At 37.7% G+C, this 24,592-nt stretch carries 16 protein-coding genes and 1 tRNA gene; 6 read left to right on the forward strand and 11 right to left on the reverse strand.

The window, feature by feature from the left end:
* Positions 1-377: 377 nt before the first annotated feature.
* The 3 genes from BI291_RS01980 (at position 378) to BI291_RS01990 (ending at position 2,875) form a co-directional block, all read left to right on the forward strand.
* Positions 378-1,706 (forward strand): sodium:glutamate symporter, encoded by a 1,329-nt coding sequence (locus BI291_RS01980; protein WP_074495958.1) that lies wholly within the window; start codon positions 378-380, stop codon positions 1,704-1,706.
* 157 nt (positions 1,707-1,863) lie between these two features.
* Positions 1,864-2,490 carry a sulfotransferase gene (locus tag BI291_RS01985; RefSeq protein ID WP_074496089.1) on the forward strand — a complete coding sequence of 209 codons (627 nt, stop codon included), beginning with the start codon at positions 1,864-1,866 and terminating at the stop codon, positions 2,488-2,490.
* A gap of 22 nt (positions 2,491-2,512) precedes the next feature.
* Complete coding sequence (locus BI291_RS01990) at positions 2,513-2,875, forward strand: hypothetical protein (protein WP_074495960.1); 363 nt, start codon at positions 2,513-2,515, stop codon at positions 2,873-2,875.
* Between the two features lie 75 nt (positions 2,876-2,950).
* On the opposite strand, the gene BI291_RS01995 is transcribed toward BI291_RS01990, so the two are convergent.
* Positions 2,951-5,632 (reverse strand): outer membrane beta-barrel protein, encoded by a 2,682-nt coding sequence (locus tag BI291_RS01995; protein WP_074495962.1) that lies wholly within the window; start codon positions 5,630-5,632, stop codon positions 2,951-2,953.
* Positions 5,633-5,707: 75 nt separating this feature from the next.
* Positions 5,708-7,309, reverse strand: coding sequence for a hypothetical protein (locus BI291_RS02000; protein ID WP_074495964.1), 1,602 nt, complete (start codon positions 7,307-7,309; stop codon positions 5,708-5,710).
* A 325-nt stretch (positions 7,310-7,634) separates the two neighbouring features.
* On the opposite strand from BI291_RS02000, the gene BI291_RS02005 reads away from it, so the two are divergent.
* On the forward strand, positions 7,635-8,789 hold the full coding sequence (locus BI291_RS02005; RefSeq protein WP_074495966.1) for an HD domain-containing phosphohydrolase: 1,155 nt from the start codon (positions 7,635-7,637) through the stop codon (positions 8,787-8,789).
* Positions 8,790-8,867: 78 nt separating this feature from the next.
* Here BI291_RS02005 and BI291_RS02010 read toward each other — a convergent pair whose 3' ends face one another.
* The 9 genes from BI291_RS02010 to queA form a co-directional block, all read right to left on the reverse strand.
* Positions 8,868-9,290: a hypothetical protein gene (locus BI291_RS02010; RefSeq protein ID WP_074495968.1), complete on the reverse strand. Its 423-nt coding sequence runs from the start codon at positions 9,288-9,290 to the stop codon at positions 8,868-8,870.
* Positions 9,291-9,877: 587 nt separating this feature from the next.
* The gene (locus BI291_RS02015; RefSeq protein WP_074495970.1) at positions 9,878-12,610 is read right to left on the reverse strand and encodes a TonB-dependent receptor; all 2,733 of its coding nucleotides are present in this window, start codon (positions 12,608-12,610) and stop codon (positions 9,878-9,880) included.
* A gap of 472 nt (positions 12,611-13,082) precedes the next feature.
* Positions 13,083-13,937, reverse strand: a complete 855-nt coding sequence (locus BI291_RS02020; RefSeq protein WP_254849503.1) for a MurR/RpiR family transcriptional regulator — start codon at positions 13,935-13,937, stop codon at positions 13,083-13,085.
* Positions 13,938-14,137: 200 nt separating this feature from the next.
* Positions 14,138-16,099, reverse strand: coding sequence for a CHASE3 domain-containing protein (locus tag BI291_RS02025; RefSeq protein ID WP_074495973.1), 1,962 nt, complete (start codon positions 16,097-16,099; stop codon positions 14,138-14,140).
* A gap of 734 nt (positions 16,100-16,833) precedes the next feature.
* A complete protein-coding gene (secF, locus tag BI291_RS02030; RefSeq protein ID WP_074495975.1) occupies positions 16,834-17,781 on the reverse strand; it encodes a protein translocase subunit SecF in 948 nt (315 codons plus the stop codon).
* Positions 17,782-17,790: 9 nt separating this feature from the next.
* The gene (gene secD, locus BI291_RS02035) at positions 17,791-19,638 is read right to left on the reverse strand and encodes a protein translocase subunit SecD (protein ID WP_074495977.1); all 1,848 of its coding nucleotides are present in this window, start codon (positions 19,636-19,638) and stop codon (positions 17,791-17,793) included.
* Between the two features lie 50 nt (positions 19,639-19,688).
* Entirely contained in the window at positions 19,689-20,024 is a 336-nt protein-coding gene (gene yajC, locus BI291_RS02040) for a preprotein translocase subunit YajC (protein WP_074495979.1), read from the reverse strand.
* Between the two features lie 33 nt (positions 20,025-20,057).
* Positions 20,058-21,191, reverse strand: coding sequence for a tRNA guanosine(34) transglycosylase Tgt (gene tgt / locus BI291_RS02045; RefSeq protein WP_074496093.1), 1,134 nt, complete (start codon positions 21,189-21,191; stop codon positions 20,058-20,060).
* Positions 21,192-21,264: 73 nt separating this feature from the next.
* Positions 21,265-22,311, reverse strand: a complete 1,047-nt coding sequence (gene queA, locus BI291_RS02050) for a tRNA preQ1(34) S-adenosylmethionine ribosyltransferase-isomerase QueA (protein WP_074495981.1) — start codon at positions 22,309-22,311, stop codon at positions 21,265-21,267.
* 200 nt (positions 22,312-22,511) lie between these two features.
* On the opposite strand from queA, the gene aceK reads away from it, so the two are divergent.
* Complete coding sequence (gene aceK, locus BI291_RS02055) at positions 22,512-24,221, forward strand: bifunctional isocitrate dehydrogenase kinase/phosphatase (RefSeq protein ID WP_074495984.1); 1,710 nt, start codon at positions 22,512-22,514, stop codon at positions 24,219-24,221.
* Positions 24,222-24,322: 101 nt separating this feature from the next.
* Positions 24,323-24,399, forward strand: a tRNA-Trp gene (locus BI291_RS02060).
* Positions 24,400-24,592: the final 193 nt, after the last annotated feature.

Genomic DNA, 24,592 nt, shown 5'->3' on the forward strand with positions numbered 1-24,592 from the left:
AGCAGCTGGAAAAACAAATTGTTTTTCCGAGTAAATAATGAAGCAAAGTGTAATAACTAATTGTGACAGTAAAGTTTCAGGAATATTGCAACTTTATTAAATGACAAATAAATGACAATTTTTTTACAAGGAATAAAGTACATCAATCACTTAGCCAACCGAAAAGAAATGATTCAATACATGATGTTTACTTTCTGTAGTATTTATACGTTTTCCTAGTAAAAAGTTCATACGGCTTAATCATTATTGCTCCCCACCGTAACAACAACAAAAATAAACACTTTAAATCAATAAGTTAAACAACAAAAAGAGTTGGAGTAGTTATTGCTTAATCACCTTAAATGTATTGTTTTAACATCAATAAGGATAAAAAGGTTATGGAATTAGCAGTGTTTTTTAAATCACTATTGTTATTAGCATTTCTATTAATGCTGGGAAACGCGATAAAACACACATTGCTTAAAAGATTTATTATTCCTTCTTCACTCATAGCAGGAGCTCTTGCTTTACTGTTAAGTCCGCAGCTACTTGGTCAATTCATTAACATTACCCTCAAAGAACAATCACTTTGGATTGATGATACCGTGATTGATATCTGGAAAAAGTTACCTGGGTATTTAATTGTTGTTGTATTTGCTGGTTTATTTTTAGGTAAAAAAATTCCGACAATAAAACAGTCTGTTAATAAAAGTTTACCCAACCTTAGCTTTGGTTATACTATCGCCATCGGCCAGTACATCGTAGGTATGATCGCAGCCTTACTCATTTTAGTGCCGTTATTTGATACTAAAGCGTTTGCAGGGGCCTTAATTGCCATAGGCTTTCAAGGCGGGCACGGTACGGTAGCTGGCTTACAATCAACCTTTGAAGGGCTTGATTTCGCTAAAGGTATAGATTTAGGCTTAGGTATCGCTACTATTGGACTCATCAGTGCAATTACTTTAGGCACAATTATGTCGAATAAAGTTGGCGGTTCAAACCAAGAACTTGAAATGACTGATGATGATAACAACCTTGAGGTAAAAGATAGGCCTTTCGGGTTGCAATTTGCCATTTTAGGCTCTGTGATCATGCTTGCTTGGTTAGCCTTATCTGGTTTGAAAGTTGCGGAAGAACAGCTTTTTCCTGAAACATCAATTTCAATTTTTAAATATATGCCGCTGTTCCCAGTTGCGATGCTTACAGGGTTATTAGTTCAGGTAATTTTAAATAAAACCGGTGCAGGTAACCTCATCAGTAATTATCAAATTAATTTATTATCTAATCTATCACTCGACTTACTAATAGTCGCGGCGTTAGGTGCATTAAATTTATCTGTACTTGCTGAATATTGGCAGAGCATTGTATTATTAGGCGTTGTTGGTGTGGTTTATAGTACCGCTATTTATTTTATTTTTGGCAGCTGGTTCTTTAACAAAGACTGGAAAGTGCGAGGCATTGGTGAGGTAGGTCAATCAATGGGGACGACTGCCGTTGGGTTATTAATGTTAAAACAAGCGACAACTTCGCCAGATAAGCATATCCGACCTTTTAGTTACAAGCAGCCTTTATACGAACCAATTGTAGGTGGCGGAATTGTTACTGCATTGGCAATCCCTACCATCGCTAACTTCGGGCCATGGGTATTCACTGCGATTATGACAACGATACTCATTGCCATCATTACTGGATTTACGCTATATAAAAAGCGTTATCTAAATAAGTAGTAGAAGGAGCAATCCAGCGTTTATAACCTCAGACACATTAAGGGCTGTGGCGCTTCATGTTTTCAGTAATCACATTCAGACTAATAAACGTATATGGTGTCTGTCATTAATAACGCTATGCATATAAATAGGTTTAATAATTTTGAACATTCCCGCAATTAATAAAGTGTTTATCATTGGGCTACCCCGTACCGGCACAACTAGCATTTGTAAAAAGTGTTTAGATTTTGGCTTTCATGTTGCACATACCGCGTATACCGATAAAACCTTTGAGTTTGCTACAGTGTTAGCCGATACCCCCATGTTTGCCGACTACAAAGCGCTTGATCTCGCCTACCCTAATAGTAAGTTTGTCTTACTTGAGCGCGAGCTTACTGACTGGCTACCGTCAATAAAGCAGTTATTACAACGGATGTATGAGAATGTAACACGCACAGATGGTGGTTTTAACCCAATAATCAAACGCTGTTATCAACAAACATTCTCACCATTTACCTTTGATAACATTAATGATGATGCTTTTTTATCGCAAGCCTATGTAAAACATCAACAAGAGGTTTTACATTATTTTAATCAGCAGCCAAGCAAGTTACTGTCTATTAATATTCAGCAAAGCAACGCGGTAGAAGAATTGAGCAAATTTTTATCCATTAAAACTGACACAACCCATTTTGAACATTTAAACAAAGGCGGTAAAGTTACCGCCTGGAAAGATATAGAACATCCCAAGAAAGTGGCATCAACAAGAAAGGGAAAAGCAACCGCCCTACCTTATTCACTTTAACAAGGATATAACGATTAACACATTGCTATCTATTATTCATACTATTCGCGTCGCGATAGGCGAAGGCATATGGAAATCACTCGCATTTATTATTGTCTTACTGCTTGCAGGACCTGAGCTAATAATAGGTATGGAGCTAATGGCACTAATAGAAGTGGTGGGTGCATCGACTTTTGTTATCGCTTACTTAACTGGCTTAAAATTGTTGATGATTAAAATAAAAAAACGCTATCTTACTTTTGAGAGATACAGTGTTTTATTTCTTCCTACTTGGCAATACTTCAAAGCAATGCCAAGTTTATGTTTACACGCAATTCCTCACCGTACCGTTATCATCTCTTTATTTGCTAATGTTTACCTTGGTATGTTTTTCATACTCATTTAACACCTTTAACCATTAAAAAAGCCCCTTACTTTTCAGTAAAGAGCTTTTTAGCAGATGTTAGGTTACGACAAAGAATTAAAATTCGTAGGTGTAACTTAAACTAACACTTGTACCTATTTCTTTTTCTCTTACCGCTATACCCGACTGAGTAACTTCTTGTGATTCGTCAAGCAAGTTTTGTACTTTCAGTTTCACTTTCGAGTTAAAATCGGGGTAATAGGTATAGACAAAATCTAACGCGTGAAAAGGTTGTTCAAGTGCATCTTCACGTCCACCAACACCAGAAGCAATAATGCGCTCACCAAACACGTTATAAACTAACGATCCTGTATGATTGCCATTTGCTGAATCGTAGTTTAACTGTAAGTTCACCACATATTCAGAATGCCCATTCATGCGTTTAGTTGGGTTTGTTAAGTTACCTGCAAGTGCTGGATCAATACTGACTTCTGAATCACTTAGCGTGATATTACCTGACGTAAAAAAGCCATTTGCGAGTTTGTACAAATCATACATCCACTCAAATTCGACCCCTTTAACTTCACCCGTTTCGCCGTTAACAAAAGTAGCGGAGTAATCTTCATCACCTACTTGTAATACAGTTTCTATCGGTGTTGCGATATCCTTATAAAATGCAGCAACGGTAAAATTGTCACCGTTATCAGCGTAATATTCATAACGTAAATCGTAGTTTTTAATCGGGCTAGACTGTAAGCCAACACGACCAAAGGTTCGAATATCAGTTAAAGGATCATAATAGGCTACTGGTACAACTTCACGAAGATCAGGTCTTACAACTGTTTCACCATAGCTAGCTCGTACCTGATATCTTTCCCCGCCTAAATAGGTAAAAGCTAACGAAGGGTAAGTATCGTCTTGGCTAATACTACCTGCTTCAATTTTTTCAGGGGCATAAAAAATATCAAGATCTTCTTTACCAAATATTAGACTTGATGTACCAATAGATGACTGTTTAAAATCTTCATATCTAAGACCACCACTAAAACGGAATGTTTTAAAAATAACGTCAAATGAACCATAGGCGGCATCAACTTTTTGAGCGGCAATGTAATCATCAGCATCTGGTGCTGTTGGCTCATTGAAGTCAACCAAAATACGCTGACCGTTAATAAAACTATCAGTTAAATAAGCACTATTATTTAATGGTGACTCACCATTGTCATTGACAACAACTCCTGCCCCTGACTTATTATGTATCGCAAAGCTTGATGTACTGTAATTACGCCCACGATCCGAAAAGTCATAGCCCGCTTTCAACTCAAGTTCGTAACCATCACCATAAATAGGTAATGTTACATTTCCACCGTATGACTTCACTCTATCTTCCATGTCAGTATACGAGTAAATCACGCGATTATCGTCACCAGTAATATTTGAGCTGACATAATTGCCGTTATCGAAATTGTCACGAAATTTGTATTCCGCGCTAAATGGAATATCAGTTTTAGCTTTTGATTCCGTGTATTGCCAATCAAAACCTACCCCCCAGTAATCCATAAATGTATGTTGACCAATTACTTGCGAGATATTTAGCGATCTTTCTTCGTAGTTAAAGTCGTGAACGCGATTAGCACGATCATCCGTTGCCACTGTAAAAACGGTACTACCTGCCGGACTCTCTTGACGAGCAAGCTCTAATTCATCTTCATTATCTTCAAGATAAATATTATTCCACGAAATTGAATGTTCACCTAAAGTATAACCAATATTTAACACACCTGTTATACGTTCATTTTCAGTGGTGACCGTCGAGTTTTTAACCGAGTTAAAACAAGAATTCGCGGCTTCATCAGCAGTCTTTAATGTTGTTGCACATGACTTTTCAACATCTTGAGCAATTACGGCCGTTTTCTTAGTCGCTGAATCCCATTCTGTGTCATAAGCAATAGATGCTAAAAACCCGATACGACCACCAAAAAGCTTTTCATCAAAGCTGTTGCCAACATGCCCTTTAAAGTCATAACCTAAGTCTAACGATTCTTTTTTAATCGCTAAATCCCGAGGTAAAGTTGATAACAAATCATTATTGATTGCTATTGCTTGTTCAGAAATTGACTGACTTCCATTATCCGTTAAATCTGAACGTTTAATAATATTATCAATAGAAAAATCGCCACGATATTGAACAATCGCTTCTTTTAATTGATTTGGCATATCACCGCTTGGGCGATCGTAAGTAAAGCCATCATTAGCACTCGAGTCATAACTAAGCCCGGCTTCAAAGCTTGCAGTAAAACTACTAGGTACCGATTTGGTACGGATATCAATAGCACCACCACCAAACGCTGCAGACATATCTGCAGAGAAGGCTTTTTGTACCGCCATACTCTCAATAATACTGGCAGGGAAAATATCCAACGGAACTACATTTCGTGTTAAATCTGGACTTGGAATGTTGGCACCATTTAAGCGTGCGCTTGAGTAACGTTCACCTAAACCACGTACGTAAATGAATTTGCCATCAACCAAGGTTAGACCTGTTACCCTTCTTAGCGCTGAAGCGGCATCACTATCACCAGTACGAGACATTTGTTCTGCCCCCAAAATATCGGCAACAAATGCTTGGTTTTTTCGTTCAGCGATGACTGCCGCTGCGCTACCTTGTAACCGCGTAGCTTTAGCAACAACCTCTTCCATCACAGGCTCATCTTCTTGAGCAATTGATGCATTAGTATAACTGAACAAACCTAGCCCCACTGCCACTGCTAGTTTTTGGAGTTTGTATGGATTTGTCATTTTTCGTTCCTAATTCAGTCTTCAATAAAAAGGCGCCAAAAGTGCATTGGCGCCTAATTGATTTGGTATCAATAATTAGTCGTTTTCTGCAGCAGTAACCGCCGCTTCAACCCACTTATACCATGCTGAACTTGTATCTTGATCCGATACTGCACCAATGTAATTTACAGTGTCGAAGAAGCTTGTATCTAAGCCTGATAAGTCATTTGCAGAAATAGTAACATCTGCTGAACTGGTGTTTGTTGCAAAACCATTATCAGCAAGCACATCAGCATTGCCACCTACACGCTCGTTCACTCCACCATTTTCATACCATGCTTCTACTGACATTCCAGCAGGCATTTGTGTTGCATCTTTAAATTCCGCTGCACAAGCAAGTACAGAGTTTTGGAAAGTTATTTCTGCAGCATTTTTCAAGCCATCGCCTGAAAATTCGATACAGTTTGTATTATTAGCTGCATCAGCTTTTATTGATAAAACATTGTAGTAGTTAGTTTTTATTCCATCATCAAATTTATGTGCTTGAGAAGGATCTTCATCACGTACAGATTCACCATCAGTAGTAATTACGGTTACGTTTGCAATTGTTGGAAATGATGCAGGTACTTCATCATACTCAGCTCCGCTGTTTTTCTCACCATCAGTTTCAAAGCCGTTGTTCCCCATATAAGCCGTCGCACCGTCACGCGTCGTTACCGTTCCATGCTTAATGAACAAGAATTGCGCGTTACCTTGCCAACCTGCATCAATATCTATCGCATCATCTTGTGTATCAGTTACCACAATGTGCTTGATATTTGCTGCACCACCAAAAAACTCGATGCCGTCGTCAAATCCTTGATGAATGTGAATGTAATCAAATGAAGAGCCTGAACCAACTGCATTTAAAGTAAGTGAGTTTAAGTCATCACCCTCCCCACCAACGCGAGGACCAGAACCTGCATACCAAATTTTTGCCCATTTGATGTTACCGCTACCATCGGCGTTATCATTACCACCAAAGTAACTTGTAATACCTTCCGAACCTACATTACATGTATCAGCAGCACGTTGTGCATTAGTACATTGGTTTGTTAAACCGTTACCGTTAATGATGATGCCGCCCCAATCCGCGTATTGGGCACCTTTACCCTCTAGGTCATGACGATCATAAGCGAACGCAGAGGTAAACGTGATTGGTTTTTCTGCTGTACCTACTGCCTGAATTTTTGCACCACGTGCGATTCGTATAATCGCTTCACCTGAACTAAACGCTAGCGTTGCACCAGGCTTTACGGTCATCGTTGGACCATTAGTTGGCACAACAAATCCTTCATCTGTACGTCCATCTTCACCAATTAAAAGCGCGTCTTCAAATACATGAACACCACCATCTGGCAATTCATCAAAAGTGATGTTTGCAGTTATAGAAATATTCTTACTTGCGAACGAATCGTTATATAAACAATCTTTACCATCAAATGTACCTTCAACAGTACCGACAGCTGATTCATAACTGGCACATTCAACAGCATCTTGCTGCCCACCGTTATCGGTGTTATTCGAATTGTTAACACTGTTATCTGTTGTTGTGCTGTTATCATTTACTGTTGGGTTAATTTTGATATCGCCACCACAACCTACTAATGCTAATGCACAAGCAACCGCACTGACTTTAAATAATGATTTCAATTGCATTTCATGTACTCCGAAGAATATTATTGTTAATTGTTCAAACTGATTAAGTGAAGCCTTCGTAGCGTCCTGCCATAAAAACTTCACTTAATCAGCTTGATTTAAGTTGAGCGTTATCCTACGGATGAAAAATGACAGAATTGTTTTAGAAATATGTAGTTTTTGTTTCGCTAAAATGACAAAAAGATGACAAAACACTACGCAAGCACCATATACACGGGTAAAGTTCTTTAGGAAGTGTAAAAAATAAAGTTGAAATACTCTTCAATGAATAACACTTTTAAAGCAATTATTACGATAATAACAATAATATTTAGAGCAATCGTAGATGTTAAAAACAATAAGTATCAATGAATTAAAAGTGGGTATGTATGTCGAAGATATCATACTCAAAAACAGCCTTCACAAAGTAAAGAATAAAGGCAAAGTTAATTCAGCACGTACCATTGAACTACTTAAAAAACAAGGTGTTGATAAAGTAACGGTAGACTTTCCAGATGAAGATCTTATTAATAATAGCGCAATATATAATGCTCAAGAGCAATCATCCGTCACGCAAGAATTAGCAATATCATGTCAGTTATACGACGATGCTACAGCGCATGTAAAACAGTTATTTCTAGCAACCGCTAAAGATAAACCGATCAATCCTACAGCGCTTCAAGCATTAGCAGATGAAATTACTGCGTCTGTCATGCGCAATGAGCATGCTATGACAATATTAACGCACATACGAAATAAATCTTACTATCATTATGAACATGCTATTAACTGCGCAGTACTTATCTGCGGGTTTTCCTTGCATTTAGGGTTTAAAGAAAAAACCGTTAAAGAAATTACCCTTGGTGCATTATTACATGATATTGGCAGTGCGAAAGTGCCACTGCCCATTTTAGAAAAACCAGGTGAACTGAACAACAATGAACGTTCTGTCGTTCAAAAACACGTCTATTGGGGGGTTGAGCTAGCTAAAAAAGACAATTTTGCTAGCCCGCTCATTATTGACATGTTAGTTAACCACCATGAACGACTTGACGGAAGTGGTTACCCACGGGGTATTGATAAAAATAAACTGTCTAAGTTGTCATGTATCACTGCAATAGTCGACGTGTATGATGCCATGACCGGAAAGCGCCATCATAAAGAAGGCGAATTACCATTAAGTGTGTTGCGTTATTTATTAAAACATACCGATAAATTTGAGCAAACACTAGTTGAGCAATTTGTTAAATATTTAGGGGTTTACCCAGTAGGTTCTTTAGTAAGGTTAAGCAATGATAAGTTAGCGGTAGTGCTTGAAGCAAATCGATTATCACCGCTTAAACCTAAAATTAGCATTGTTTATAGTGTAGTATTGAATAAGCTGATCAAACCGATAGAAAAGGATTTAACGACAGAATCTTTTTGTATTGTTTCTGCTGTGAACCCTGAAAAATATAAAATCAACATGAATAAAGTGATACGAAATATAGCCGCGCAATAGTACCTTGTAATAAACAAAAAAAAACCACGCTAAAAAGCGTGGTTAAAAACGTATATAAAGGTTGGGGATTATTAACGTTTATATTCCTTTTGCGAACTGTTGAATGCTTTTTCCATTACAAACAATACCGCGTAATGATGTATTTTGTTCCGCCGCAACTAAGTCATAGCCTTTTGTTGCCGCTTCCACACATAACTTAGTTTCTGCAGTTTGATCACCAGCGACAATTTTCACAAGTTTTGCTTTTGCATCTGAATTTTTTGGTAATGAAAATTGCTTGATAGCCACACCGTTACAAGTATTAAGATATAACGATTTAGCATATTCTTTACTTATTTTTTCTGCTTCTTGGTAAGCCGCTTTAAAACCTTTCGTTGCAGCTGTTACACATAATGTTGTTTCAAATGAACTGTCAATCGCAACAAATTTTGCATTATCACTTATTGCATTGGCGGCAGTTGCTGTTAACAGTAAAGACAAACTTAATAATAACTTTTTCATAACGACTCCAGTTAAACGATTGTAGGGGTGCTGATTCATAAAACTAGAGTAATTATACTAATAAAAAACCATTAAGCAAGCACTTTATGAAATTAAATTACACTTAAGGCTAATATACATTAATTTAAATATGATTTCTTTGTTTGTTTTGGTAATTAAATTACATTTTAGATATTAATTTTCACAAGTATATACAAGGTAACAATGGTGGGACTTATGCCAATTCGCATAAAGATTAAGTCAGTTCAGAGCGATGTCAGCGGTGGGAGAATAAGCGAAACGTGTGCAGATATAGTTGTTTATCGCGCTAATGAAGTACTAAGTTGGCTAAATATTTAATAGAATTGGTATTATTAGAGAACGCAGGAGCACGTTCTCCTGAATAACCATTCTCTGCAATCAACGCCGTGCCTCTAAAGCGTTTAATTCTCGCTGAATGACCGAATATTTATGCGAATTGGTATTACACTTAACGCGATTAATATCGCGCATTTTGTATAAACGATAAAGTCAGAAAGGTTTAGTAAGGGAAGAATTAAAAAAAGAGCGCCTAATTGGCGCTCTCTTTACGCGTATGATGTTTCTATTTAAAATGAATAACGAACGCCTAAGAGTACTCTTCGACTTAAATCTGTTACCCCATAAGGTAAATATCCCGTTTTATGAACGAACGTTTTTGCTACCATATTCTCATCAGTCAGATTTAACACTTGAAACTGCACTTGCAAATTATCATTCACACTGTAGTTTGCTGAAAAATCTAATTGACCATAATCATCCATAAAACGAGGTTCGCCAAAATCATCAGAAGTTTGCGCTAAATAGCGCTCACGCCACGCATAAGAAAGCTTAGCATCTAGTGTACCGTCATCATAATATAGCGACGCGTTGAAGCTCGTTGGTGATAAACCGGGTAGCCCTGCACTTCTTACATCATTTTCAATACCAAAATCAGCATCACTTGAAGTCTTAGTATAATTAGCTAAGAAGCCAAAGTTCTGTAGTATACCTTCTGGCGCGAAGCTAAAAGGTTGCTGGTATGATAATTCAAACCCTTTAATGGAAGCTGACGCGCCATTAGACGGCTGCGTAAAAAATACATCGCCGTTGAATACTTCAGGGCTAAGTTGTGTGACAAAGTCTCTATTAGCAGTGAACGTGGTTGTATCTATCAAACCATCTAAGTCTTTTCTAAAAACATTAGCAGCCAATAGCGCCTCATCTGAAAAGTACCACTCAATACTCAAATCTAAGTTATCTGAGGTAAAAGGTTTTAATTCTGGGTTACCGCGTTGCCCTGTCGCTGAGTTTACATCAGGTGCAAATATGCGTTCCGACGGCGCTAAGTCAGGTAAGTTAGGACGCGTTAGCGTTTTGGAATAAGCCGCTCTTAATAATACCCCTTCAGAAAGTTCATATCGTAAGCTAGCGCTAGGCAATACTTCAGAATAGTCACTTTCAAAAGCTATCGCATCTATGCCACCTAGTGCTGTTGTATAACCATCGATATTTTGTGTGGTTTTTACATAGCGTACGCCAACATTAGCGGTTAGCTCTTCCCAATCAAAGTCTGCTTTAACATAAGCATTTAAGGTTTTTTCTTCAACTTGATAAGAATTTAATGCCGCAGAGCTTGCTCTGTTTTGAACTGATGTACCAGGAACAAGTGAACTTCCAGTTGGTGAAACATTACCCCCTTGAAACCAAACATCTTGGAAACCATTTGGATCAACTGAAAACATTTTATGGGTAAAGCTAGGGTCAGCACCGTCAACATCATAGTCAAGCATAATCATTGAGTCTGCAAGGCTTGGGCCCATGTTAGGGTTCCACCCCGATTCACGCCCTATGCGATAATCTTGTTCAACCACTTCTTTATCTTGCACTGTATAACGAAAACCAAAGTCGACTTTATTCATAAATTCATGATCAAAAAAGCGCGTAAAATCAATTTTCGATGTCACTTCTTTTGCATCATCTTCACTTGGTCGAAAAATTAACACGTTTAACGAGAAGTCTTCAGGATTTGAAGAAAAGTCAGTTAATGTGCTGTTAAAGTCTACGTAATCACCACGCACTTTGTATGAAAGAATACCGGGCACATTTCCGCCAATTTCATTATTAAGCTTGAATGATAAAAGTGATTGTTTTCGGTTAGCTTCTCGGCTTGAAGCACCGATATAAGGAGTGATTTCCCAGTAATCGTTTGGTTTCCAGGTTGCCGTTAAAGAGGTTTGAAAAAACGTATCGTCAATATCAGTAATTCTTGGCCCAACCCTATGTTGAACATTATCAAAACTTCCTTCAACGATAACTCCATTTTCAATCACTAAACTATCTTGCAACGCTTTAACACCTAAATGTTCCAAGGGAATATCATTTCGGTGAGCCGCTTTTTCATTGGTTAGTTCTGCATAAATACTATTAAAGGTAAAGGCTAATTCATCTGAAGGGCTGTATTGAAGTGCGAGTGTACCTGCTGTATTTTCACGATCTTCTAAAAAAGTATATAATCGCGTGCCATTTGCCACTAAGGCACTCCCCATAGGAGAATTAGGATCTACATCAGGATCAATCACAGATAATGGACGCCATACACCGTTTTCTGCACCATCAGATCTAAATTCACTGTTTGAATGGAATAAACCAATTGAAAAGCCGAAGGTATCATCAATATTATTACTTACGGTAACAAAAGCTCGCGGATCAATACTGTCGGTAGTATCGCTATAGTTCCCTTGTAGAGAGGAAGAAAATTTCAAACCTCTATGCTGAAATGGTTGAGGCGTTTCTAACGTCACTAAACCTGCCAAGCCACCTTCACTTTGACTAGCGTCTGATGACTTAGTTACGGTAGCATTACTAAATAATTCAGATGGCAGTAATTCAAAACTAAAGCCTCGGCCACCGCCATTTGTGCCTAACCTGCCAGCACTTCCGCCGCCTGGTGCTGTCATGCCATTTATTTCAACACGCGTAAATTGCGGCCCTAAACCTCGCACATTGATTTGTGAACCTTCACCATTCTGATTTCTATTAATCGTAACACCCGGGATCCGCTGTAACGACTCTGATAAATTCATGTCTGGAAATTTACCTAAATCTTCAGAACTTATTGAATCGGATACATTGCTGTCATTATATTTATTATTCAGAGAACGTACGATACTGCCCCTAACACCCTTTACCGTAATAACTTCGACATTGTCTTCTGCGCCAGAACTTTCTTCCGAACTTGCAGCATGTACCAGACCTACTTGACTGGCTGAGATAGCCAAACAGCAGGCTAAATATGATTTTTTAAACTTGTTTGAATGCATTTACTTTCCCCCTAGCTACTATATTTACTGTTATTTTCCACAGCTTTTTTTGATTTTATTACCTATATTTACTTGAGTAGCTTTCAACGAATGTTCAAAAGTAACAAGAAAATACATAATAATATGTTATTAATATACATATAAAGAATGATAATTCAACACAAATTTGAACAAATGTAACATAAAAAATAAAAATAAAATGTTACTAAATAACAAAAGAGTTAAGCATGAGAGAAATAATCAATGAAGGATTAATCGAAAAGGTAATTAAAATAGGGTGATAAAAAGTTATAAACAGTGAAGACTTAACATTCCTACCGGCACTGTTAGAGCAATCAGTAGATTAACCGTTCATGGATAAAAAACTCTGAGAGATAGAAAGTCTCTAACACAATAAGAAAGTTGTATCATGTAGTCATTTAAATCAATTTTGTATCTTAAAAAAAATGAAGTATAGGATTGAATAGTAAAGTTAATCTCCTAACGGTAGCCACTGAGAGCTGCCTCTGTGTTGATCTAATTGAACTTTCAACCTTCTTAGTTTTTCTCGTGATTTTCGTTGATTTTTGACCGCTAATTCACTCGCTAATATATCAATTGCAGCTAGCATTACATAGCGTGAAGCACTTGGCTTAAAAATATAATCTGCCTCATGTGTTTCAATAGGTAAATGAATATCAGCGATGTCAGCTAATGGACCCTTTGGACAAATAGCAATTACATTCGCCCCATACTCTTTTGCAACGTTAGCAGAAGCCTGAACATCTGGGCTAACACCACCTAATGATAAGCATATTACCGCATCACTTTTATCAACAGTTGCTGCTGTCATTCTCATCAGCATAGGATCTGAATAAGCATTACTGCTAAGTGCGAGTCTAAACAATCTATTATGGCACTCTTGCGCCATCACCGAGCTGCCGCCGCCAACACCGAAAATCAGCGTATGTCCTGCATCGGTAATTGTTTGACTAGCCTGGTGAATAACATCATCGGTAATTAACCCTGCATTAAGCGCTAAAATATCGTTAATACCTTGATATATTGCAGGAATATCTTTTTTCACAACATGTTTGTTACTGGTAAACCTTTCCCCTACTGCTGCTGACTGAGCAAGACGGAGTTTTAGTTCTCTCACATCCTTACAATCTAATGCCTTGGCTAGACGAGAAATGCTCGCATGACTAGTTTTGGCTTTAGCAGCTAGCTCATGGGTTGATACCGTTGCAGCATAACTGAGATCCGCTAAAATAATAGTTGCTACTTTTTGCTCTGAGGGGCGTAAATGTGAAAATCTATCGCGTATTGCTGACACTATATCCATCATAATTTATTACCCTCGGTTGTTTTGTTTATGTGTTAAACAACCATTACAGTAATCAGTTGTTTCTACTAGCTTATACTGCCATTTATTCATCGTTAGTAACAGAAGAGAAGTAGTTGTTATACCTATTTTTTCTACTCCATTGTACAAGTCAATAACAAAAAATAACTAATCGCATGTTTTCTTGGTCTGTTGCTCTTTCTTTAAAACTTCGGATATTGATGTAGTACTTTAATCACTTCATTTGCATCGATGGGTTTGGCAATAAATCCAACCATACCAGCTTGAAAGCACTTTTCTTTATCGTCTTCTAATACGTTTGCTGTCATAGCAACAATGGCTGGGTGATTATCAGGCATAGATTCAATTATTTTTTTGGTGGCTGTTACGCCATCCATGGTAGGCATTTGCATATCCATAAAGATAATGTCATAGGACTTTTTCATTGCGGCTTTTAACGCCTCTACACCATCATTAGCTAAATCGACCTTGTAGCCTAGTTTATCAAATAACTTATCAGCAATTACTTGATTTATTTTATTATCTTCTGCAATTAGTATCTTTAAAGGCTTTTGTTCAGCTAACTGACTATTTTCTAATACTACTTGTTGCTGTCCATATTGCTTACTATCAACATTTTCGGAAGTTTCCACTAATGGAACGGTAAACGTAAAAGTTGAGCCCTGATTCAATTTACTCGAAACGCTGATACTGCCATTCATCTGCTTGATTAATTGAGAACAAATAGTTAACCCCAAACCTGTACCACCATATTTTCTGCTGATTGATGTGTCAACTTGCGAGAATGGCTTAAAGAGTTTTTCTTGATCTTGCTGCGAAATACCAATACCAGAATCTTTAACAATAACGGTTAATAAATGATGGTGAGGGTTTTCTCGTTTTTTTTCTGATTTAACGGTCAGTTCAATCTCACCATGGTTAGAGAATTTAATGGCATTACTCATTAAATTTAACATAATTTGTTTAAGGCGAAGCGAATCCCCCAAAAAAGTAGAGGGCATATTTTCTGCTATCACTGATGTTATGACTAAACCTTTACTTGACGTTTGCGGATCCAATAAAAAACAAACCTCGTTAATTAAATCTTTCATCTTAAATGCATGACTATCGATTGATAACTTTCCAGCTTCTAGTTTTGATAAATCTAAGATGTCATTAATCACTAATAAAAGACCGTTACCACTTGAACGAATGCTTTTTACATAACTCTCTTGTTCCTTACTAAGTTTGGTATCTTCTAATAATAAAAGCATGCCCAAAATTCCATTCATAGGCGTTCTTATTTCATGAGACATATTCGCTAAAAAATCACTTTTTGCCTGCGCTGCACTTATCATTTCACGGTTAGAAATGGCTAACGATTCCGCCATATAGTTATAAGATTTAGCTAAGGTATAAAACTCATCCTTTGAGTCAATGTTAATCTCTGACTCAAAATCACCCCCTGCTATTCTTTCAGTACCTGTGATTAATGTTTCTAAATTATGCGATATTTTTCGCTGAATTGAGACACCAAAGATTAAGGCTACTAAAGCCGCAAATAAGCAGCCGACAACGATGATGAGTTTGGTAAAAAAATTATCGTTTTGTTTTGATAACTTCCTCTGTGCCATTAAAACATGTTCTTCTTGAATAAAAGCATTAATAATTTCACGTATATCATCTCCGATTACTTTACCTGCATGACCTTCAAGAAAACTAACAATGTCGGAAAAATCCCTAGAAGTATCGACAAGGTTTCGTCTCTTAGTCGTGGCAACTTCTTTAGCTGCTTTTAGCCATTGCTTCTCTAATACGTTTATTGCCTCTAGACGCTCTACTTGCTTAGGATTATCACTAACTAATTTTTTTAATTGAGCAAATTTTGTATCCCAGACTTTTTTCGCTTCAAAGTAAGGAGTAAGAAGGTCATCATTACCGGTAATTAAAAAGCCCCGTTTTCCTGACTCTAAATCAAGCAGCAATTTATTCAGCTCATGACCTTTTGCAATAACAGAGTAAGTATGTTCAACCCAACGGGTTGACTCTTCATTTTTTGATATGTTTACATAGTTAACAACGGATAAGAGAAAAATAAAGACGAGTGGAATAGTAAAGCCAATAGTAATCTTACGGCGTATTGATAAATCATTTAATTGAAACAATGTTCACAACTCCACATATTATTTTTCTAAAAAAACTTATTTGCGAATGACTAAACTAAACGTTAAGGTAGAGTAATTGGGTTAAACAACGCTAAAATCACTTGAATTATAGCTCTTAATAGTTAATTAACGAAAAAAATCACTTCAAAACCAAATCAATCAACTGAATTAACTGGCTTTATCTATAAACATTATATTAATAAAGCTAAACAGTGCTTTAAAATTTTTTGAAGACCGATGCTTATCATTTATACACTCATTTCCGAGCTGATTAATACATTAACAAGCTTTTTATGATTTTTTATAGTAATTATAGCCTTACTACCATGCTTAAAACTTGTAAGCATTCTCTACAAAATACGTATACGAATATCAGTATATATTAGCGCTTACTGTCATGCACTTCCGAATTGTCGACTTATAAACATGAATTAAATAACAGTGATTTACCGCTAAATATCCTTAGCTGGATTTATCTAAACCAGATTCACTTATTTCAATGCGCGATACCAATACTGCCATTAATAAATGCTCCATTCCCTCTAGGGTTCAGCATAAAACTGTTAAAAGTAATAGTAATACCATAATCAAACCATAGAGTGACTATGTTTAAATTATTTAGCTTGTTTTAAGCGCGCTAATGAAGAGCTAAGTTGATCAAATCTTTAATTCAATTGGTATAAGGCATAAAAAAAGCTGAGACAAGCTCAGCTTTTTAATACATTCAATAGTGATTATGGCAAGATGACGTCTTGATCAGCACCTTCTTTTTCAATCACCTCAGGTATTAAGTCTTCTTTTGAAATACCTAACGCTAACGCAATTGAACTTGCTACATAGATAGAAGAGTATGTACCAATGAATACACCGAATAACAATGCAGTAGCAAAACCATGGATTAATGCTCCACCTTGGAAAAACAAAGCTGCTAATACCAGTAACGTTGTAATCGAGGTAATAAAAGTACGACTTAACGTTTGTGTCAATGAAAGGTTAATCACATCTTCTGGTCCACCATCACGCACTTTTCTGAAGTTTTCGCGAATTCTATCAGATACCACGATAGTATCATTCAACGAGTAACCAATAACGGCTAATATTGCAGCAAGAATCGTTAAATCAAACTCTAACCCTAATATTGAAAACAAACCTAAGGTTAAAACCACATCGTGAAATAGCGCAAGTACTGAACCTAATGCAAAGCGCCACTCAAAGCGAAATGCAACGTAAATCAGAATACAAATAAGCGCTGTTAACATCGCAAGGCCACCTTGCTCTGTCAATTCATCACCTACACTTGAGCCAACAAATTCAATACGGCGCATTTCAAGTGTTTGGTTTGTTCCTTCTTTTAGCAATGCTAACACTTGGTTGCCTAACATCTCTGCTTTTACATCGTCTTGCACCGCTAAGCGAATAACAACATCGCGAGAACTGCCATAATGTTGAACAACAGCGCCCTCATAACCAGCACCTTCCATGATTTCACGGATTTGATTAAGGTCAGCTGCTTTTTCAAAGCCAACCTCAATTAACGTTCCGCCAGTAAAATCTAAACCAAAATTTAATTTATTAATCGCCAAGGAAGCGCACGCCGCGATCATAAGTAACGCACTAAATATTACAGCTACTTTGCGAAAACGCATAAACTCGATGGTTTCTTTCAATTTTAATAGTTGCATGTATAACTCCTAGATTGAAAGCTTATCGAGACGTTTACCGCCCCAAACGCTATTAACTATTGTGCGTGTACCAATAATTGCAGTAAACATTGAAGTAATGATACCTATTGATAATGTAACTGCGAAACCTTTGATCGGCCCAGTACCTACTGCAAACAAAATAATTGCCGCAATTAGCGTAGTAATGTTCGCATCTAAAATCGTTGAAAATGCGGCATCGTACCCTTGATGTATTGATTGCTGAACAGACTTACCGCTACGCAACTCTTCCCGTATTCGCTCAAAGATAAGTACATTGGCATCTACTGCCATACCCACAGTTAATACGATACCGGCCATGCCAGGAAGCGTTAACGTAGCGCCAGGTATCATTGACATTACGCCAACAATTAACACCAAGTTTGCCGTTAATGCCAAGTTGGCAACAATACCGAATGCGCGGTAATAAATCAGCATAAAAAGAACCACTAATGCGAAGCCGCCTACAATAGCTTGTAAGCCTAGTTTCACGTTTTCAGCGCCTAATGATGGCCCAACAGTACGTTCTTCAACGATTTGAATGGGCGCGATTAAGGCACCTGCTCGTAGTAATAGCGCTAAGTTATGCGCTTCAGCCTGACTGTCAATACCTGTGATACGGAAGCTTTTACCCAAACGCCCTTGAATAGTCGCGATTTGAATAATCTCTTCGTTCTTTTCGAAGATAGTATTACCTTCTTTGTCTGTACGCTCGGTAGGTTTGTATTCAATGAATACCGTCACCATCGGCTTACCAACGTTTTCTTTTGTCGCATTTGACCACTTACTCGCACCAGGCGAATCTAGTGTTATGTTTACTTGTGGACGCGAATACTCATCAAAACTCGAACCGGCATCAACAATATGATCACCCGTTAGCATGACACGTTTTTTAACTAAAGAAGGTCTGCCGTTGCGATCTTGTAGTAATTGAGAATTTGCTGGTACTCGGCCATTTAACGCACTGTTAATGTCTCCTTCAGAGTCTAACATGCGAAATTCAATGGTCGCCGTAGCATTTAAGATTTCTTTAGCTTTTGCTGTATCTTGTACACCGGGCAATTCAATTATGATGTTTTTCTGCCCTTGACGCTGCACTAAAGGTTCAGCAACACCTAATTCGTTAACGCGGTTACGAATAATAGTGATGTTTTGTTGGAGTGCATATTCACGAATTTCTTTTAACTTTTGTTCAGACATGGTGACTGATAAGGTTAAATCATCACTGTTATCTGAAAATAATAAATCACGATAACGTTTTTTCAATAATGATTCGGCAGTATCAATATCATCTACGTTACGGAAGGTAATAATCACGCCATTATCTTGTTCTTTCACACTACGATAACGAATGTTTTCTTTGCGTAGATCAGTACGAAAATCTCCCACCATGCCTTCTTTTGCTTTAAGTTCAGCTTCATTCATGTTGACTTCCATGGTGAAACTAACGCCACCACGTAAATCTAAACCAAACTTCATTGGCACACCGCCAATACTTGCGAGCCAGTCAGGTGTCGCTGGAGTAAGGTTTAATGCTACAGAGTAATCGTCACCTAATGCTGAGTCTAATTCATCACGGGCTTTAAGTTGTTGCTCTGTATCGCTAAATTTTACTAATACTTGACCATCTTCAAGAGACATACTTGAATAGTTTATTTGCTGTTCCGTTAATGTAGCTTTAACAGAGTCTAGTGTTGACGCTGTTGTTTCTACACCACGTAATCCAGAAATTTGTACTGCCGGATCTTCACCGTATAAATTGGGCATCGCATATAATGCACCAATACATACAACAAAAAGCACCAGTAGTTTTTTCCACAATGGTGAATGGTTTAACACAATATCATCCTAATGTTCTTAAGTTAGTAGACAAACCGTCTTGAAAAGCCTTAAAGGCTTTTCATTGTGCCTTTTGGTAATACTGCAGAAATCGCTGATTTTTGTACAGTTACTTCAGTATTATCAGCGATAGTAATCGCGATAAAGTCTTTTTCATCAGACACTTTAATGATTTTACCTACTAAGCCGCCTTGCGTTAGCACTTCATCACCTTTAGATAAAGCAGACATTAAACTTTTATGCTCTTTTACACGTTTTGCTTGCGGGCGGTAGATCATGAAATAAAACACTAACCCGAATACAAGCAACATAATAATCATTTCCATGCCACCGCCTGGCTGTGCTGAACCTGTTGCTGCGTGTGCAGTACCGATAAATAAACTCATAATATCCTCTTACTTCTAATTGTTATTAATAAACTAAACTTGTTCGCTGCCTTTCGCCAACGGTGGAACCGGTAACGAACGAAGCGCATAAAATTCACTCACATATTCTTCTAATTTGCCTTGCTCAATCGCATCACGTAATTCTTTCATAATGCGTTGGTAAAAACGTAAGTTATGAATAGTATTTAATTGAGAGCCCAATATTTCATTGCACTTATCTAAATGATGTAAATATGCACGCGAATAATTCTTACAGGTATAACAGTCACATTGTTCATCTAATGGCCCTGTATCTACTTTATTCTTAGCATTTCTTATTTTTACCACACCTGTGGTAACAAACAAATGACCATTTCGTGCATTTCGGGTAGGCATCACACAATCAAACATATCGATACCGCGCCTAACGCCTTCTACTAAATCTTCTGGCTTTCCTACTCCCATCAGATATCGGGGTTTATTTTCAGGGATCAAGGGGGCTGTATGATCTAAAATTCTGACCATATCTTCTTTAGGTTCACCCACTGATAAACCACCAATGGCGTAACCATCAAAATCAATTGCTTTTAAACCATTAATAGAGACTTCGCGCAAATCTTCATACATGCCACCTTGTACAATGCCAAACAAGGCATTTGGGTTTTCTTTGTGAGCATCTTTACTACGTTGCGCCCAGCGCAGTGAAAGCTCCATAGACTCTTTTGCTTCAACATGCGTTGCAGGGTAAGGCGTACATTCATCAAATATCATGACAATATCTGAACCCAATTTACGCTGAACTTCCATCGAACGTTCAGGAGTTAACATGATTTTCTCACCATTTACCGGTGAGCTAAATTTAACCCCTTCTTCGGTAATTTTTCGCATTGCACCTAAACTAAACACTTGAAAGCCACCGGAATCAGTAAGAATCGGCTTGTCCCAGTGAATAAAGTCATGTAAATCACCGTGCTGTTCGATAATATCAGTACCTGGGCGCAGCATTAAATGGAAGGTGTTTCCTAAAATGATTTCAGCGCCTATTTCTTCTATTTCCTCACTTTTCATACCCTTTACGGTACCGTATGTACCAACAGGCATAAAAGCAGGCGTTTCTACCGTACCACGCGCAAAGGTTAATCTGCCTCTACGTGCTTTACCATCTTTAGTAATAAGCTCATAGCTCATTGCTTTTTTTTGTGTTTTTTCAGTCATATGATTTCCTGCCTACTAGCGAAACAGGCCAGCGGCGTAATTAACATTATGATTGACGACGAGTTAAAAACATCGCGTCACCATAACTAAAAAAGCGATATCGTTCAGATATCGCATGATTATATGCTGCCATAATATTATCATAGCCAGCAAACGCACTGACTAACATCAGTAACGTTGATTCTGATAAATGAAAATTGGTTATTAAGGCATCAATGATTTCAAATTCATAACCAGGCGTAATAAAAATGTCGGTATCGCCATAAAAAGGTGTTAACGTTTGCCCTTTTTCTTTTGCTGCTTTTGCCGCACTTTCTAGCGAACGTACCGAGGTAGTTCCAACAGCGATAACCCTGCCACCGTTTGCTTTTGTTTGCTGGATAAGTTCAACAACGTCTTGCGGCACTTCAGCATATTCAGCATGCATTATATGGTCTTCAATTTGCTCTACGCGTACAGGTTGAAATGTGCCAGCACCAACATGCAAAGTAACGAAGGCAGTGTTAACGCCTTTTTCTTTAATACGTTTTAATAACGTATCATCAAAATGTAAGCCCGCAGTTGGCGCAGCAACCGCACCTGGTTTTTCATTGTAAACTGTTTGATAACGCTCTTTATCGCTTTCTTCGTCAGGGCGATCAATATAAGGCGGTAAAGGCATGTGGCCAATATCTTCTAATACCGTTAATACGTTGTCTTGGTGTGAAATTTCAATTTCAAACAGTGCGTCATGCCGTGCCACCATGATAGCTGACACTTTATTTTCTAATACCAGTTCTGTACCAGGCTTAGGAGATTTACTCGCACGTACATGCGCTAGAAAGCGTTTATCATCAAGAATACGTTCGACCAGTACTTCTAATTTCCCACCGGTTTTTTTCTGGCCAAACATTCGTGCTGGAATAACACGAGTATTATTAAAAACTAATAAATCGCCAGTGTTCAACTGCTCAATGACATTAACAAAATGGGCATCTTGCAACGCCCCGCTACAACCGTCCAGCACCATTAACCTGCTAGCCGTACGATCAGCTTTAGGATAGCGAGCAATAAGCTCTTCAGGTAAATCAAAGGAAAAATCTGCGACACGCATAGAATTAATAAGACTTCTTTATGACAAAATAAACCGCGTAATTTTAGAGCCCTAGCCTTGTAAATTCAAGTAAAACTAAGTGATAACGCCACATTATCACTATTGTTTATAATGACTATTTAGCAGAATGAATCAGTAAAATGCTGTTAATTATCGTATTCTGTTAAGTATCCACTTTGCTCATTCGACACTTATTGACTATGTTTGATCCGCACACTAAAGCCATTGCTAGAACAATATTGAATGGTTTTGAACGCCATATTTATTTATTTAGTCAAATAACGAAGTCTGCACAAACGCGATTTGAGCAGGGTCAATGGTTAGCGATTCAAGCCGCGTCAAGAGATCGCAACGACTACTTCGATCTACGGGTTCAAGAAACTTTAGCAGCACTACGTGATGATTTTCGTATTGAAACACTCGATGATACGCTTTGGCGCCAAGTAAAGCAGTTTTACATTGCATTATTACAAACACATCCACAAGCAGAATTAGCAGAGAGCTTTTATAACTCCGTTTTTTGTCACCTATTTGATCGCCGATATTACTTTAATGACTTTATTTTTGTTGAATCTTGTTTAGCGATAGATCGAAGCAATGAAACCATATACACCCGATATTCCATTAGTGAAAAAGGCTTATGCCACACCATTACGCATATTATAGAACAAGCCGGGTTTAAACGATCTTTTGCGCACATTAAAAAAGATGTAAAAGCGCTGATCAAGCTGTTTATTAAACACCCTGTTTTATCAACATTTGCATTATCTACGATTGAAATAGACATACTAAATTTTGTCTTTTACCGCAACAAAGGTGCATACATTATTGGCAGAGTGCTCACACCCGAAGGTAACACCCCTTTCATTGTACCGATTGTGAATAACCTAAACACAGGCTTAAAAATTGATGCGTTATTGACAGACGAAGAAAATATGGCGGTTGTTTTTGGTTTTGCACGTTCCTATTTCTTTGTTGATTGTTTGCATCCAACGGCATTGGTTAATTTTTTACAAACTTTGATCCCACATAAAACCAGGGCTGATCTATATTCAGCCATCGGCTTTCATAAACAAGGAAAAACACAGTTTTATCGAGACTTCTTAACGCACCTTAACGAAAGTGACGACCAGTTTAAACTCGCAGATGGTATTAAAGGCATGGTGATGTCTGTTTTTACACTGCCTTCTTACCCTTATGTTTTCAAAATCATAAAAGATCATTTTTCACCGAGTAAGAGTGTGACGAAAAAAGAAGTCAAAGAAAAATATCGCCTAGTCAAACTGCATGATCGTGTCGGTCGCATGGCCGATACCATGGAATATTCACAAGTTGCCTTTCCAAAGCATCGTTTTTCACAGGCACTTATTGATGAATTACTTAATGTTGCGCCTAGTATAATCACTATAGATGAACAACTTATTATTATAAAACATGTTTATATCGAACGGCGTATGACCCCGCTGAACCTGTATTTAGCAAAAGCTAATGATGAACAAATAGCACAGGCAATGTTTGGTTATGGAGAAGCAATAAAGCAGTTAATTGCCGCGAATATATTCCCTGGAGATATGTTGTTAAAAAATTTCGGTGTTACACGACATGGTCGCGTTATCTTTTACGACTACGATGAAATAACCTATATGAATGAAGTCAATTTTCGACAGAAACCCATGCCAGTAACCGAAGCACAAATTTATGCCTCCGAACCTTGGTATACAGTAGAAAAAGGCGATGTTTTTCCAGAGGAGATTGCTACCTTTGCCTTAGCGAATCCAAAATATCGGAACGCTTTTTTAATTCATCACGCCGACTTATTAACTGCAACCTATTGGCAACACCAACAACAAGAGGTCGCACGAGGCGAGGTTGCTGATGTATTTCCCTACCCAGAACAGTTAAAAATATAACCAAATACCCCCTGTGTTGAGTAATTAATGAGCGAACAATACAAAAGTATAAATTTCCGCTTTACCTTTGCTCATCCATGAGTATAATTCTCGTCCGTTGCAGGGGTATAGTTCCAATTGGTAGAACAGCGGTCTCCAAAACCGACGGTTGGGAGTTCGAATCTCTCTACCCCTGCCATTCTTTTTACGTAATGAGTTACACGACTCTTACTCTCTCCATTTCACTCAAACACAATATCTATACACCAGTCTGGTTTATCATCGCGACTTCATTGCTTAATAGCTGAAAGCAAGATAACCTTTGTTGTTTGTTTTTCATGCAAACCTTAAGTGATGGCTAACGTTAACTTACAATTATGAAACGAATCTTG

It is taken from the genome of Thalassotalea sp. PP2-459 (assembly GCF_001913705.1).
Lineage (GTDB): Bacteria > Pseudomonadota > Gammaproteobacteria > Enterobacterales > Alteromonadaceae > Thalassotalea_C > Thalassotalea_C hakodatensis.